This window comes from Salinivibrio sp. KP-1 (assembly GCF_000968645.1).
Taxonomy (GTDB): domain Bacteria; phylum Pseudomonadota; class Gammaproteobacteria; order Enterobacterales; family Vibrionaceae; genus Salinivibrio; species Salinivibrio siamensis.
The window spans coordinates 126,216-142,741 of sequence record NZ_LAQR01000048.1 but is presented as its reverse complement, the minus strand read 5'-3'; the positions used below and the strand labels follow the sequence as shown (position 1 = coordinate 142,741).

10 protein-coding genes are annotated in these 16,526 nt (G+C 48.7%); 4 read left to right on the top strand and 6 right to left on the bottom strand.

Annotated elements, in window-relative coordinates:
- Nucleotides 1-148: 148 nt before the first annotated feature.
- Nucleotides 149-2,128 (bottom strand): replication initiator protein RctB domain-containing protein, encoded by a 1,980-nt coding sequence (locus WN56_RS14040; protein WP_046075596.1) that lies wholly within the window; start codon nt 2,126-2,128, stop codon nt 149-151.
- A gap of 1,357 nt (nt 2,129-3,485) precedes the next feature.
- On the opposite strand from WN56_RS14040, the gene WN56_RS14035 reads away from it, so the two are divergent.
- From WN56_RS14035 to WN56_RS14020, 4 genes are all read left to right on the top strand, one after another.
- On the top strand, nt 3,486-4,694 hold the full coding sequence (locus WN56_RS14035; protein WP_046076018.1) for a ParA family protein: 1,209 nt from the start codon (nt 3,486-3,488) through the stop codon (nt 4,692-4,694).
- 9 nt (nt 4,695-4,703) lie between these two features.
- On the top strand, nt 4,704-5,675 hold the full coding sequence (locus tag WN56_RS14030) for a ParB/RepB/Spo0J family partition protein (protein ID WP_046075595.1): 972 nt from the start codon (nt 4,704-4,706) through the stop codon (nt 5,673-5,675).
- A 101-nt stretch (nt 5,676-5,776) separates the two neighbouring features.
- On the top strand, nt 5,777-7,801 hold the full coding sequence (locus WN56_RS14025) for a GNAT family N-acetyltransferase (protein WP_077606652.1): 2,025 nt from the start codon (nt 5,777-5,779) through the stop codon (nt 7,799-7,801).
- 363 nt (nt 7,802-8,164) lie between these two features.
- Nucleotides 8,165-9,829 carry a DUF342 domain-containing protein gene (locus WN56_RS14020; RefSeq protein WP_046075593.1) on the top strand — a complete coding sequence of 555 codons (1,665 nt, stop codon included), beginning with the start codon at nt 8,165-8,167 and terminating at the stop codon, nt 9,827-9,829.
- Nucleotides 9,830-9,851: 22 nt separating this feature from the next.
- Here the strand turns inward: WN56_RS14020 and WN56_RS14015 are convergent, their stop codons facing one another.
- The 5 genes from WN56_RS14015 to WN56_RS13995 are packed head-to-tail and all read right to left on the bottom strand — an operon-like array spanning nt 9,852 to nt 16,515.
- A complete protein-coding gene (locus WN56_RS14015) occupies nt 9,852-11,969 on the bottom strand; it encodes a type I secretion system permease/ATPase (RefSeq protein WP_046075592.1) in 2,118 nt (705 codons plus the stop codon).
- The gene (locus WN56_RS14010) at nt 11,962-13,896 is read right to left on the bottom strand and encodes an EAL domain-containing protein (protein WP_046075591.1); all 1,935 of its coding nucleotides are present in this window, start codon (nt 13,894-13,896) and stop codon (nt 11,962-11,964) included. Before WN56_RS14010 ends, WN56_RS14015 begins: the two co-directional genes overlap by 8 nt.
- 6 nt (nt 13,897-13,902) lie before the next feature.
- Nucleotides 13,903-14,568 carry a transglutaminase-like cysteine peptidase gene (locus WN56_RS14005; protein ID WP_046075590.1) on the bottom strand — a complete coding sequence of 222 codons (666 nt, stop codon included), beginning with the start codon at nt 14,566-14,568 and terminating at the stop codon, nt 13,903-13,905.
- Nucleotides 14,569-14,581: 13 nt separating this feature from the next.
- Nucleotides 14,582-15,190, bottom strand: coding sequence for an OmpA family protein (locus tag WN56_RS14000; protein ID WP_046075589.1), 609 nt, complete (start codon nt 15,188-15,190; stop codon nt 14,582-14,584).
- Complete coding sequence (locus WN56_RS13995; RefSeq protein WP_046075588.1) at nt 15,187-16,515, bottom strand: TolC family outer membrane protein; 1,329 nt, start codon at nt 16,513-16,515, stop codon at nt 15,187-15,189. Before WN56_RS13995 ends, WN56_RS14000 begins: the two co-directional genes overlap by 4 nt.
- Nucleotides 16,516-16,526: the final 11 nt, after the last annotated feature.

Below are 16,526 nucleotides of genomic sequence, written 5' to 3'. Positions count from 1 at the left end.
AAAAAGCGGGCAAAGCCCGCTCGGCAAGTGATTAGCCAAATGGTGCCACCAAGGCACCCAATAGGACAAAGGTATCTATCAGTGAGTAGTTTACGCCGCTCATCAAAGGTTGTGTCATTACCACGTCAACAACCTGCAAAATCGGTCACTACCCTCCCATCGCTATGTCATCCAAGGCCTTGAGCACTTGCCCATCGAGATGGCCCTCAAACACGCGCTGACAGACTTTTCTTCGCACGGCTAACCCAGATATCAACTTTTCAATAGAAAGATGTCTATCGAGCTGTTGTTGATTGTAAAACTCAATCGTACGGCTGAGCGTTTCATAGGAGACGACCTGATCACCGACCCGCAACCAATCCAGCTTTTCGAGATAACCCTGACATTCTTCGGTAATCACGGAGGAAGGATGGCCTGTCATCGCCGACAACGCGGTAATGCTGCGTTGCAACGCCTCCTCAGACGTATACTTTGAGAGCACAATGGTCAGCTCATCCGCATTAATCTCAACCAAGTGCTTGCGTTGTTTCACACGACGCCCTAACCGGCCACTGCTCTTCTCTTTGCGCTGAATCGGTTCAAACTCGCCATCAATGATCCCGGAAAGCTGATCAAGGTCTTGGCTAGGAAGGATCTCATTTCTCAGCGGATTGGGCATAGTGGGAGCCAACGAGCGCTTGCCCTCGTTATACATTTTGGCACGAGAGTAGCGGATCACTTCGTCGACGTTGCACTTTATATCCATGCGATAGTCAGGATATTTTTTCTCTTCATCTTCGCGCGTTAACGTTAAGTGATATCCCCACAAGTTCACCGCAAACACAGACTCTGTCACCTTACCTTCAGCCAGCTTTCTGAGCTCCCGGGTTAAATCACTGGAAAAACGGCGCCATTCGATATTACGGGCCATTTTTTGGTTCAGCTCGCTAAGTAGCATGGTATCTTCGAGTCGACGCGACATACGGCTTCTGAAGAGCGAATAGAGTTGAAACACCAAGGTATGCTGACGCAATATTTCTGGTGGAAATAAAAAGAAGTAATCACGCGTCATCAATTCTTCAAAGAACGAAGGCTCCCATACCAAGATATAAAGGTTGGGCTTGATCCTGACCTCACCGTCTTCACCCTCTTTGGGCGCTTCCTCGGAAGCGGTAATGGTTCTGGCTAAGAACCGGAATCGGTCACTTTTGAACCCTTCTGGCATGTTTTCACTCAGCCAACGACCTGTTAGTTCATGAAGCTGAAAGTCAGTAAACTCGATTCTATCAATGCTCTCGCGGATGGCATCACGCGCAGGACCACTGTCTTTTTTACCCCGTAACTGCAGGATATCAGTGATATAGATCGGTGTTTTGTTGCCTATAGATTGGGTCTGTAACTCGTAATTGGGTAAATGATGATCATGATACTGCACCGTGAGGGTGAACAGGGCGAACAGTGTCATCAGATCATCAACCGTCATGATCGACTTGGCCGATCGCGTTTCAATGATCGCCTTAGTGCCGCTGATCGCCACCATCGACTTCTGATAACCCTTTTTGGTTCGCGGTGGAGCAAGCGCTTGATCAATGATCCCAGCCCAACTGGTCGGCGAGACCAAAATTTGATCTTTTTCACCAGGCATCATCGGAGGGGTGCCTAGTCCATGCTCACTGAGCAATTGTCGATTAACTTGCGTTTGCGCTAACGCTTTCGACCGTTTTTGCTTGACGGCATCGCGACTTTTTTCTGTCATCAAGCCTGCACTGCCGAGTGATGAAATCAATCGGCTGGGATTAACAAATTGATGCAGCATGGTTTTGCCTGCGAGTCCTTCTTCAAACCGCACGGGTTGCTGAATGAACAGTCCTAACTGGACAGCGGCACGGAGTCGTTGTTGGATGGCTGCGCGAGTGAGTTGCCCGTCTGTTGCGTCAACCAATTCTGTGGTGGATACATACCCGTCTTGAGAGGCAAAACCGCGTACTGAAATTAAGTTCAGTAGCTCTAGAATACTTTTGGTTACCCCTTTAAAGTGCTCATACTGTGCAAGCCAATCAATCAACTGATCGTGTACGGCGAACAAATGCCCGTCTTTGTGGGAGCGAGGGGCTTTTATCAAGATTTTTTCGGGTTTACTGGCACTCATGTCAGCTTAAATCCTTTGTCACGGGCATACTCAACGCGCATTTTTTTAAATTGAGGTGACGGAAACCGTAAATCGATCACTCTTCCAAGGAAAGACTAATAAAAAAAGACCCAAAAAGAAAGATCTTTTTTATTGCGCTTTTTAACTGATCTTTATGATTATTCTGATCTAATTTGATGATCTGATCTTATGATCCGAGTGGCTAGTTTGTTATAACACCATGATTTTTATGAATTATAATTTCAGCCCTCTCGAAAGCATGATCATCAATGTCTTGGAGGCATGATCAACATCATGCACCAACGATGATCAAGTGAGGCCTGCATCAATGATCAACACCTTACCGCATTAATGATCAGATAATAACTGAAACAATGATCAAGCGTGATACACATCTTATCCACAGCTATAGGATGTCGCGGGTGATGACGTTATTGGATTCGGTGGTTAATCAGGCTAATGAGGCTTAGGAACAATGATCAAGACAGTGCTTTTTTAGCTGATTTGATGAAAAAGCGTGCATGTTGCCGATAAGTCTAGCGGCTATTTCACTCTCATCCTCCAAATCGAAATGACATTGACAGTATAACTGCCATAGGGATGTATGTGTCCGGTTAGTGGAACAATGATCATGTATGAGATCGCGCTGTTCGATCATCTTGATGTAAACCGTTGTTTAGTCCACGTGATATGGATGGAATGCCCGGATCCTTCTCGATCCCTTGTTACACCTGACGTTATCCGTAATTTGGCGGTTCGACTATATCGTTCCGAACAACCGCACAGGCTGGTAGTCTTTACAGCCAGTCTTGATCATTGTTCCGTAATATACAGAGACACATCGCGCAGATTTGCCGATGATTTAACCCATAATTCTGCTTGATCATGCTTCCCCAACAGCGCCTTTACTCTCGAAAGCATGATCAAGTATTAGCATCCATTAAGGCCGAACACCTTGATCATCGTTACGGGAAAAATGATCAAAACCGCGGTAAGCCATCGCATGAACGGCTAATGGGTGAGATTGTTAACCGCTCTCCCCTCTTAAGGGGTAAAAGGCGATAAATTCGGTTCAACGATCGGGTACCGTAAATTAGCCATTCAAAGATAGGCTTCCGACTCTATCAACTGTTTACATTGTAAATAAGTGACGCTGTGACATTTTAAATGTGAGGAATTTATCGCATGGTTTGTCGAAGTGAGTATAACCAACTATTCGTCGATGTTTTCATCAATCATCCATGATAACAATTGTGAGCAGGATCTTTATTTGATTGGCTTTTGTTCACCTTTTTATTGTTTTGAGTGGAATGTGCTGTACAATCGGCAATTATTTCTCGTTAAGGCGAAAAAGAATATGGATAGGGAAAAGACGATTGAAAACCTCCGCAATATCGCCGCGCAGACGAAACAGGTTCAGTCTGATCGGGTCGAGATTGTGATGGAAGAACGCCACGACCAACTCTTTCCACCGATGTCAAAAGCATTAATGGAAACGCGTTCGGGATTAACGCGGCGAAAGCTCGATGAAGCGATCTCTCGCATGGAGCAAGAGGGACATCAGTTCACTAAAAACAACGCTAACCATTATTCGATTACACTCGATGAGGCGCACCAAATCATGGATGCGGCGAACGTGCCGACTTTTCATGAGCGTAAAGGAAAAACCCATAAGCCTTGGGTGGTAAACATCCAGAACCAGAAAGGCGGAACGGGTAAATCCATGAGTGCGGTGCACTTAGCGGCATGTATGGCCCTCAACTTGGAAAAGCGTTATCGCATTTGCTTAATCGACTTGGATCCACAAGGCTCATTGCGACTGTTCCTCAATCCACAAATTAGTTTGACCGAGCAAGAGGGGATTTACTCCGCCGTTGACGTCATGCTGGATAATACGCCCCAGCCTGCAGACAAAGACTTCATGATGCGTAATGTCTTACTGCCGACACAGTATCCAAACTTAAAAACCATGGCGGCCTTTCCAGAAGACGCGATGTTTAATGCTGAGGCATGGCAAGCACTGGCGACTAGCCAGTCTCTGAACGTGGTTGAGTTGCTGCAAGAAAAAGTCATCGACCCAATCAGTGATGAGTTTGACATTATCATGATAGATACAGGCCCGCATATCGATCCGCTGGTGTGGAATGCGATGTACGCCTCGAACTCGTTAGTGATCCCTTGTGCGGCAAAACGCCTCGATTGGGCGTCGACGGTGAACTTTTTCCAGCATCTGCCACAAGTCTATGAGATGTTCCCTGAAGACTGGCATGGCCTTGAGTTTGTTCGTTTAATGCCGACTATGTTTGAAGATGACAACAAAAAACAGATTTCGGTCTTAACGGAAATGAATTATCTTTTGGGTGAACAAGTAATGATGGCGACCATTCCAAGAAGTCGCGCGTTTGAGACCTGTGCCGACACTTACAGCACAGTCTTTGATCTTACCTCTCAAGATTTTGAAGGCGGTAAGAAGACCCTGTCGACAGCCCAAGATGCCGTCCATCGTGTCGGTTTAGAACTAGAGCGTGTGCTGCACAGCCACTGGTCTCAGCTCAATCAGGAGTAATCACAAAAAATGGCCATTAAGACCTCTGATTTAAATGCGCGTTTGTTTGCCAAAGCAGACAAGCGACGAGCAACGACAACGCAAGAAGCTCAGAGTGCAGCGAGTGAGAAAGCGGCAGTCATTGAACTTGCGGTCGCCGGTGAACACACGGTTGAATTTGAGCTGGTAAAAGTCCCTGCCAGTGAGATCCGAGATAAAACGACCGTTTTTGATAAGAATGCGCGAGAGCAGTCATTTCTGAATGAACTCGCGTTATCCGATATTTTGGTAACGTTAAAAGCACATGGCCAGCAGTACCCTGCTGTGGGTCGTTGGCTTGACGATGGTCGTATTGAAGTCCTCGACGGTAGCCGACGCCGCATGTCGTGTCTGATTGCAGAACAAGATTTCTTAGTCTACGTGGCGAAAGGCATCAGTACACGCCATGCTAAATTCTTGTCCGATGTCGCCAATGCCCACAAACCGTTATCGCTTTATGAACGCGGTAAAGAGATGCAGGCAATGTTAGACAGTGGCGAAGTGAGTGACCAAAAAGCATTGGCGAGTGCGTGTCAGTGTAGCGAAGCCTTGGTCAGCGGTGCCTTAAAAGCCGCGGCCCTGCCCTTACCACTACTGCAAGCCTACCCCAGTGTGTCTGAGCTGGGACGGCCAACCATTGTGAAGTTGCATCGCTTATATTTTAGCCTTGATGCGTCCCTGCAACAAAAGCTGGTTGCCAAGCTTGGTGACACGCCTTTATGGCAACAGGTAGAGGCGCAAGGAGTGACGCGTATTACGCGAGAAGTCACCCAGTTGATTGAGCAGTTTAAAGATGAACTTGTCGAGCCGACATCGAGTGAACGAGAGCAAGCCAAAACCTTGTTGGACGGACGTGCGTCTTATCGTCGCAAAGGAAATAACCTGAATATTAGTTTAAAGAAAGTCAGTGATGAGGACGCAGACCGAATTCTGGCACTGATTAAACAAGCGCTAGAAAACTAATATTTTGCACATGCCCCAGCGTTAAAAACGACATGCCTAGCGTGTCGTTTTTTTTTGCGTGTTATCATCTCCTATCCGCTTGGTAAAAGCCTTATGGAAACATGATGACATTACCCACATTGGAAGACTTTTTTGAGCCACTGATCTTACGTGCAGCGCACTACTCCCACCGTCAACTGGTTTGTGTCGATCAGGACTTGGCGACTGTACTGGGCGGCTTTGATGAGACTCAGCCCCCGCTGATTGTGGGAAACACAGAATATGGTTTGAGTTGGCGCCAAGCACATCAAAAGCTGGGACAAGAATGTGGTCATATTGTGGTGGAGGTGAATGCGCAATTTAATGCGGAAGCCTTTTGCGCCATAGCCGGTTGTTGCCGCGCGGGTGCACTCATTGTACTCCGAATTGCCGCCCTCGATAACGAAATGCCTCCGTCCGTACAACGCCTTCTTCGCTGTTTGAGTGAAGATGATAGCGTCGCATTTAATTGTCATTGGCTGCATCGTTTACCCCAGCAACGTCCAGCGAAACATCAAACGCATTCAGTGACTCAGGATGATGCGATTGCTGCCGTGGAAAAAGTCGTGACTGGACATCGGCGCCGTCCCCTGCTGCTAACCGCTGACCGCGGTCGGGGGAAATCAGCCGCATTAGGGATGGCCGCGGCTAACTTGATGATGAAAAAACCAAGACGCATCATTGTGTCATCGCCTTCCCCTGCCCATGCATCAACGCTTTTTCATCATCTGAAAGCCACCCTTCAGATCGATGATGCTGGCCAACATATCGACTATCAAGGAAGCCAGATACGCTTTATTGCCCCTGATGCGCTGCTACAGGATGCGCCAGCAGCAGACTTGTTATTGGTTGATGAAGCGGCGGCAATCCCACTTCCGATAATCAGCCAATGGCTGAATCAATACAGTCGCGTTGCGATTGCGACGACCGAGCATGGCTATGAAGGGACAGGACGTGCTTTTACGCTCCGACTCAAGCAAATGTTGGACGTCGAGCAGCCGCAGTGGCGCACATTGAAGCTCACGGCGCCTATGAGATGGGCTGACGATGATCCGGTTGAGCGCACGTTGAACGCCCTCTTTTTACTGAATGGCGACGACGTAGGCAGCGATCAGACCGATATGCTCGAAACAGGGTGGGTGAACGATATGGTGATTGAGCCGCTTAGCCGTCAGCAGTTGTATCGAGATGAGGCGTGTTTACGGCAGTTATTCACATTACTGATCGCGGCCCATTATCAAACATCGCCTAACGACTTAGCCCGTCTTCTGGACGATGACGCCGGCTTAATCTTTGCTGGCTGGCTCAATAATAAGTTGGTTGCCGCGTGTGTGGTGAGCCAAGAAGGAGGAATAGATTGGCAAACTTGTCACGCGGTGGTCGCAGGGCAACGCCGGATAAAAGGGCATCTGTTTAGCCAATCGGTCGCCGCGCATTTGGGGCTCGCGGAGGTTCTGCACGACAGGCTCTGGCGAGTCCAACGCATTGCCGTGTCTGAGCCTTATCGACAGCAAGGCGTCGGTCAACGGTTGCTCGCGACCGTGAATAAACACGCGGCTGAAGCCTCAGTGGTCGGGGTCGGTGTTAGCTTCGGTGCAACCGCCGTGCTGACGCCGTTTTGGTTTAAGCAAGGATTTAAGCCGGTTAAATTGGGATTAAAACGCGATCAAGCCAGTGGGTGCTATTCGCTGCAAATGCTTAAGCCTATCCAGCCTTTGAACTGGTGTGATCAGGCGTTACGCTTATTTAGGCAAAACCTTCCCATTCAGATGCTCACGAGCCATCAACGGATGGAAACTGACATCGCTGCCTCTATCATTGCTGGGTTACCAACCGCACCGCTATCGGAGGAAGTAAGACAACAAATTGATGGATTTGTTGCCGGAGGGGTGGGGGTCGATGCTGCCCTCTCAAGCTTACAGGCTTGGTTATATCATCATATAGGTCGCGTCCAGAAAGACGACGAAAATGCCACGTTACCCATTCTGGTTAGCCGTATTTTGTTAGGGTTGCCTTGGTCTGTTGTCTGCACCCGATATCAGCTGGCAGGAAAGAGGGATGCGGAATCCCGGATACGGAATTATATTCAAATACACATGACGACATGACCCATTTACACTGTAAACTGAACACGTGGCAGTGGCTTGGTTTACAGTGTAAACGCTGTCGCTCATTACGTTTATTTACACTGTAAATCGGTCTACTACCCTTCATTATGGGAGCCGTGCTGAGGGCGACTGAATTAATCCTATCCTGGTCACGTTTTTATCAGTGATCCTGCTCCCAAGCGGGATAAACCTGTATAATTTATTATAAATGAGACAATTGCGCACACTTGCATTAGATTTGGACTAATCTAATCAGTGACAACAGTCGAGTGCAAGCTCCTCGAGATGATGGAGCAAGCGCATTGCCAAGTGGTTTATCTGGCTAATAAGGCCGCCACAGGGATTAGATAGGCAGGAAGCGAGATGCTAGACGATATCCTCCGCGTCTCTCAGGATGGTCAGCGTGTATACTTATCGGCAGGGAAAGTCGAGCATACCAATGGCCAACCGATAGAGAAAAAACAAATCAAGGACTGGTTGGTGAGCAACCAAGTCGAGGGCTTTTTTTGTTTTGATGATACGATAGAGTCAGCATTAACCAAGTTAAACGCGTCGCCGGATGATGCTGAGTCGGAAGACTTCATTATTGCAGAACGCCGTGATGCAACCATCGAAGCGCGCATCGCCGACGATAAAATGACGGCCTATTTGATCGTTAACGGCGCGTGTGGCGGGCGTGGACTGAAAGCCGATGACATTCTCTCGACGCTGCGTGATGCCAATATCGTTCGAGGGATAAAAAAGCCGACCCTGCAAAAACTTCTCTCCGCGTCAGGAAAGCTCAAACCTGGTGAATACCTTGATGTTCCCGTCGCATTCGGTCGGCAGCCGGTTGCCGGCGAAGATGCGCACCTTGTCTATCTCATTGAAGATCCTGCCGAGCGTGTTCGCCGTCCCAAACAGCGTGAGGATGGAACCGTTGACATGCGTGATTTGGGTGAAATGGTGATGGTTAAGCAAGGACAGCCTTTAGCTAAACTGATCCCTGAAACATCGGGCTATGAGGGCTTTACTGTAACTGGGTCGGTGTTATCGACATCTTCCGGTAAGCCAATGACATTGACCGCGCACCCAGGCAGCGAGTTAAGTAACAAAGACCCTAATATTCTAGTGGCGACCATGGCTGGGATCCCACGGTTACAAAAAGACGGCGTGGCGGTCGATGATGCATTGAGCTTAGATGCGGTTGATGTCGGCACCGGGCATGTCAACTTTGAAGGCAGTGTGGTGATTAAAGGTGATGTTGAAGTGGGTATGAAGGTCACAGCATCGGGAACGGTCACCGTGGGAGGGGTAGTGGAATCAGCGACCATTACCGCTGGCGCAGACATTATCGTCCAAAATGGGATCATTGGTCGACAAGTCGCAGCAGACTCTGACATCAACTGCACCCTGGTTGCGGAGGGCAATATTGTCGCCAAGTTCGCGCAATATGCCACACTCTGTGCCAATCAAAACCTAGAACTTACCTTGCATGCGATGCATTGCAAAACGCATGTAGGGCAGTCAATCGTTATTAGTGATGCCACCAAGCGCAAAGGCACGTTGGCGGGCGGTAAGCATGAAGTGGGCGAAAAAGTCCAGGCGGTGATTATCGGCGCGAGCGCAGGGGCGCATACGTATATACATTGCTTTCCGCGTCTGCCAATACTTAAACGGGAACTCGTCAATTTAAATAAAAGCTGGGAAGAGAAAAGTGCCCAATTGGATAAGATCCAGGCGGCAGAGAAAAAGCTTGAAGCGATCCCAGAAGAGAAGCGTGACGCGGCCATGGTTGAAAGAATAAGCTCGACACGCGAGCACCTTTCTACCGCGCTAAGTGAAATAGAAGCCATGGTAGAAGAAACAGACGCAGCGATAGAGAGCGGATACCAAACGGCCAGTATCATTGCGACTAAGTCGCTACTTAGTCGTGTTCACTGTACTATCGGCGAAGAAAAGCACTTGGTTCACTCAGAGCACGGCCCATCACATCTATTTTATGATAATGCCGCGATTGAATTAAAACCGTATCAAGCCAATGGTTGATACTGGTTTACAGTGTAAACTGTTAGCCAACTTTACGGATTTTTCCTTCTTTTAAGGCCTGAAGCACTGCCTTTTTCGGTCCATCTGCGACCACACATCCTTCCTCCATCACAATAAGACGGTCAACCACATCCAGCATGCTGGTTTTGTGGGTACTGAGAATGAGTGTTTCCTCTCTGCGTAAATCTTTTAGCTGCGTTTTAATGAACTGCTCTGTGCGGTTATCCATCTGACTGGTTGGCTCATCGAGTAAAATCACAGGTGGGCGGCCTAAAAAGGCGCGAGCAATTGCAACGGCTTGTCGCTGTCCCCCAGACAATAAGACGCCACCTTCACCAACTTGTCTTTCTAGTCCTGAGGCATGGTATTGGGTAAAACTTAACACGCCCGAGCGGGCAGCGGCGTCCATAATATCAATATCATCGGCAAGTGGCTGGCCGAGGGTCATATTCTCTCTGATTGAGCCAAAGAATAGCGTCGGCTCTTGAGGGACAAAACCGACATTGCGACGAACGTCGATATAATGAAGTTGAGAGATATCGGTATCATCGATGGCAACCGAGCCTTGGGTGGGAGAATAAAGGCCGACTATCAGGCGGGCAAGCGTTGTTTTTCCTGAGCCCACTCGGCCAATAATACCGACTTTTTCGCCGGGATAAATGCGAAAGGACACTTGGCGTAAGGCGAGGGCAGTGGTGTTAGGGTAATGAAAGTCAACCTTATCGAGCTCAATTTTGCCACGCAGCATCGGGCGATGTAGATAACGCTTACCTTCGGTTTGTTCTGATGGCAATGCCATCAGTTGGTCGATGATATCGAGTGCTGATTTTGCTTGGTGATAGCGTGTCGAGAGCAAAGACAATTGAACCAAGGGCGCTACTGCTCTTGAGCTCAGCATACTTGCCGCAATCAATCCCCCCATTGTCAGTTCGCCCGCGGCTATTTGGTAAACACCAAATACAATCATACTGACGATGACAAACTGCTGAACAAAACTGGCCGAGTTATGGACTGAGTCTGTGAGACGGCGTGTTTTGATGCTCCAGTTTGCCATATGGGCCACCGCTTCTTCCCAGCGATACTGAAACTGACTCTCCGCCCCGAATATTTTAATGGTCTCAAGCCCTGACAGGCTTTCTATGAGGTTGGCGTTCTTTTGTGAAGACAGACGTGTCCCTTCCTCAATTGTGCGCCGCAGGGGCTTTTGAATTAGCCATGCATGGATGACCAATAACGTGACCGCAATGATAGGCACGATTACTAAAGGACCGGCGACAAACCAAATCACGAGCAAGAAGATGATGGCAAAGGGGAGGTCGATGAGGGTGGATATAGACGCCGAGGTAAAAAACTCGCGGATGGATTCAAATTCTTGCATATGCCGTGCAAAGGCCCCGACTGAAGGGGGTTTTGCGTCCATTCTTACCCCTATGACTTTGGCATATATGCGTGAAGAAATGAGTAAATCTGTTTTCTTACCTGCAATATCAATAAAGTAACTGCGCAGCAGTTTAAGGAGTAAGTCGAAGACAAAAATGACCAAAATCCCACTCGCGAGCACCCACAGTGAATCGAAGGCCAAGTTAGGCACGATTTTGTCGTAAACGAGGCGAGAAAATAGCGGCACACTAATCGCAAAGACATTGATAAAGAGTGAGGCGATTAAGACATCCCGATAAATATGACGTGATTGCCAGAGCGTGCCCCAAAACCAATGGCCCTCATCCTTCACCTGTGCTGTTGGCGCGCGTTCATCAAAGCGATATTGCTTTTTCAGCAAAAAAAGGCGCCCTAGATACGCATCGTTAAGATCATCAAGCATCACCCAACGCGGTGTCATATCCGCATGTGGCAAAACGATTTCCGCACGCCCCTTTTTCGCGTCCATTTCTAGTACGACGCACGCATCGTTATCTTTCATTAGCAAAATAGCCGGGCAGAGCAGCGAAGAGAGACGCTCGAGTGGCATCGCTTCTTCTTTCGCGACAATCCCCGCACGTTCAGCCGCGCGGGGCAGTAAAAAAGGTGACAGGTAGCCGTCGGAGATGGGGAGCCCAGACACAAGGGCATCGGGGGAGTTCGCGTTACCGAAGTAACGCGATACATAAATCAATGATTGCAGAAGCGGATCTTTAACCATGGCTGTCCTGAGTATTATTGAAGATATAGCCTTGGAAACCATTGACGAACAGCTCGGAAAGGCGCGCAAGCTGTGCTTCTGTTTCCACGCGTGTCGCGATAGTGGTGATGTTTAAGTTATGCGCGGTGCGACAAATGGATGCCAAAACATGCCCTTGGGCGTCGTCTTCTATATGACTGGTATAGGCAAAGTCTATTTTTACGTAATCGGGCTTAAAGCGTTGTAAGTAATCCAAAGACTGGAAGTTGCGGCCATAATTATCGACCCCAAATTGGAAGCCTGCTTGACGGATTTGATCGGTCAACAAGCCAGTGTGGTCAGCGTGACGGACAAAAGCGACCTCTGGGATCTCAAATAACAGTTGGCCTGCCAGTTTGCGGTGCTGGTACAAGGTTGTCCCCAACCAACGAATAAATGACGCATTGGTTACACTACTTAAGGTGAGGTTAACCGCCAATGGGCCGACGCTAGCGTCTTGAGACAAGGTTTTAATCACGTGAGTAATGACATATTTATCGAGGGTTTCACCCAGTTGGAGCTGCTCTACCGCCCCTAAAAAGTGGCCAGCGCCATAATAGTGCTCATCCTTTTCTATCGCGGAAAAGACCTCTTGATGAAGCCGGTTTGATTCGCTGTCTGTGGCGGGTTGGTATTTGAACACAAACAGCTCTTTGGCCACGGCTTCATGAAGCAGTGCTTTCCATTGCTGTTTACCCATTGCAGCGTCACCGATAGATTGGTCAATCAGTACGACAGGGTGCTCCGGCGTATTGCGTGCCTGTGACAAGGCGTTATCCGCTTGTGACAGCAGCACACTGGCATCCTGATTTCCACCGCCGTTGATGGCTAACCCCACTGCTACCTTAGGCGGCGTGAGACCGGTCGGATCCGCTTGCATGTCTACTACCATGGCGAGCACACTCTCGCCGAGTAAGCGCAAGTCATCGGGGTCTGAGTTAGGCGCTAGGATCACAAATTCATCTTTGCTCAAGCGCGCAGCTGTCATGCTGTCGTCGCTGATAATCGTGGTGGTGAGGTTATTCGCAAATTGCTCAACAATACGATCCCCAGATTCGAAGCCTTGGTTTTTATAGGCCTCTCCAATGAGATCCACTTTGATTAAGACCATACCGCCAACACCCGATTCAGTTAACCAAGATTTAAGCTGGCCAACATAGAAGCTGCGGTTGCCAAGGCCAGATACCGCATCTCGGTAGGCGGTTTTACGTAACCTATCGGCTTCTTTTGCCTGTTGTTCAAAGTAGTGTTTGAGCTGATCGGTCATGACATTAATGGCACTGACCACGGTTTTTAGCTCTGTCGTGGGAGGGAGCGGAATGGGATCACCAAACTTGTTTTTGGCGATTTCGCCTGCTTTAGCCGTAATACGGGCAAGGGGTCTCAGCGATCGCTGTAATTGCCAACCAATGATCACGGACGCGACCAAAAAGATGATTGCCAAAATTGTCCCTAACTGGACAAATGATTTCCACAGTTGCTTATACGCATAACCTGGATGCGCGACCACTTCGACTTCGGCAAGTTGCATCCAACCACTGGTGATGGTTTGTTTTTCGGTGATCACAGGGAAAACATCGAGGTCGATAAACCACTGGGGCACACCCTGGATTTGTACGGGATACTCGCGAACAATCTCACTGTTATCTGACAGCAAGGTCAGATTAACTTCGCGGTAAAAACCGCCATCAAAAAACGCATTGATCACCGACTCGGCGGCGACTTTATCATCCGATTCTAAGTAGGGTGCTAAGGCTAGCCCCATCGAATTGACCGTGTTGTTGACATCAGAGGTTTGCTGATTGAGTAAAAAGTTGCGTGTGGTATTCAGCTCGATACCGAAGACGGCCAGCACTATGCAGAAGAAAATCACTAGCATCCACGAGAATATTTGATTGAATAACGTCATCGGTGTTTACCTATCAAATTGTCTAATCGGTTTTTGCATCTTTAAGGTGTCGATACGGCTACGTAAATCGTTCCAAAGGCCAAGCCGGGAAGCGTTGCCTGCAAGCTCGCCTTGGCCGCGTTCTTTCATTAACCATAGTCGGCTACCATTGAAGCTATATATTGGCAGTAGATCGCGTCGTAACGACGCACGTTTAATTGTTGGATCTAAGTTATCGAGTAGCACCGGCTCGGATGATGGCGTTGGGTAATACGCAACGACCATATGAAATTGGTCGAGACGGATTGCTTTTACGTACACCAGGCGCAGTTTTTTATCATCAATGCCTAATTCGCGAAGAGAAAAATATTTTGCAATACTAAAGTCTTCACAATCACCGGCCGCTGCGCCAAGAAACTCTAAGGGCGTTGCCCAATAGTCTTTTTTTCCCCATAAGTCGATATCATCGACAAAATACAGCTGATTAAAAAAATCGTTCACTTTGCGCAGCTTTTCTTGCTCTGACACGCCTTGCGTATTTTCCACCATGTTGCGCCATGCCGTGACACGCTTACCCGCGCGTTCACCATAAAAACTCGACACTTGCCCCACCCAGCGTGACTCTTTGGTGGTCAGGCTCATCGCGCTGAGAGAGAGCAACAAACATAACCCGGCAATATGCCATTGCTTCATAAATATTTTCGCTTTAAGACTGAGGTCGACGCGTGAAGATGGTCCATGCTTTCTCGACATCCCCTTTAAAATTCAATACTTCACCACTGACTCGCCGATACTTATCGGCCGATTCACTACCATGCTTAGCGTCCGTCTCTCCTTTGGCAACCACGTCGATTCGTTGTGGTGTAATGCCACGATCGATAAGCGCACGTTTAACAGTCATTGCTCGACGATAAGAGAGCGCGTGATTGTAGGATGTCGAACCGTCCGCACTGGCGTGACCGGTTAAACGGAGCTCAGTATCAGGGTAATTCATGAGAAAGTTTGCCATAGCGTCGATATCGGTTATAGCGTCGGTCGTCACTTTTGCGGTATCGAGGGCAAAGAACACATCGATTTGTCGTGCTGATGCGGTGGGTGACGGGTGCTCGCTGGTAGGTTGAATGTAATTGGGACAGCCTTGATTATCAACGACGGCGCCGCGTGGCGTATTGGCGCATCTATCACGGGCGTTGATCACGCCATCTTGATCACTGTCGGTCACGTCATGAATTTGCTTGGCCGTAGGGGGCGGAGAGAGTGCCACCGTACATCCGGTTACGAGCACAAGAATGAGGCTCAGTCCGAATACTTTCATTCCGTTTCTCCTTCTGTCCCTTGCCACTGTTCGGGTAAGGATACCCTCAACGCTTTCAATAAATGACCGGTATTGTTGAGTAAACGATACTGTGCAAGCAAATGATCATAGTTTGCGTTTAGGTAAGCGCGCCTCGCCTCTAGTAACTCGTTTTCAGTATTTAGCAGGTCGAGCAGCGTTCGTCGTCCAATTCTAAATTGTTTTTCATACGCTTGCACTGTATCCGAAGCGGCATCAACTTGCTGCTGCAAAAGGACTTTTTGTTGCTCAGTGAGCTGAAACGCACTCCAAGCTAATCGGGTGCTTTCTTCCAATTGCCGATAAGCGTTATCAAAGATATCTCTGGTTCGATTTAACTCGTAGGCGCCTCGTCGGATATCGGCTTGATCGCTACCGCCATTAAACAGTTGGTAACGCACGCGTAGCATGGCGCTAAATTCATCACTAAAATCATCCACGCCGCTGACTTCATCCGCCCAAGTTTGGCTGACTTCTAGACTGATGTTTGGGTGGTGCGCCCCTTTAAATTGTTGATACTGTGATTTTGCCGCTTCAATATCGTAACGCGCCAGCTTGAGTAGCGGGTTACGTTTGACGGCTTGTTCAAGGGCACTCTCCAGTGAGGTTGGGAGGCGAGCGTCATCAATAACGGGTTGGACAGGATTGTTTGCCGGCTCGCCAACCACGCGAAAAAATGCGGTAAAGGCATCCTCTAGATTGGTTTCAGCGGATAAGAGGTTGGCTCGGGCCCGTGCAACACGCGCTTGGACTTGGGAGAGATCGGCCGTTGAGCCGATCCCCGTATCTGCTCGGCGACGAATATCAGACAGAATCTCCTCATGTACCGTCATGTTCGCGCTAGAGAGATCTAGCACCTGCTGGGCTTTAAGTATCTCAAGATACACTTCTGCAACCTGGAGTGCTTTATCGGAGGCATCGGAACGCAGTTGAAAGCGCTGGCTCTCAGTCTCATAACGATTACGAGCAATGTTGTTGTGTGTTTGTCCATCCCACACTAATTGCCGAACGTTGAGGGTGGCATCTTTTCTCGCAAAATCGAGGTCATCTTGCGCTTGTGTTGTATCGTTATCGATGCGTTCGTAGCCAATCCCCGCATTCAAATCAACGTCGGGTAGATAGTCGCCCTCACTGGCCTTTGTTCTCTCATGAAGGCTTTGCAGCTGATGAAATGCGCCACGCAACTCAGGATCCGTGGCCAGCGTTGTCACTACGGCTTGCTCAAGGGACTGGCTATGAGCCGGGGCGACTAATCCAATTGTAAGGGCGATGAACCAAAATGGTTGCCAAGGAAAGTGGTAAGCCATAAAGCCTGTTG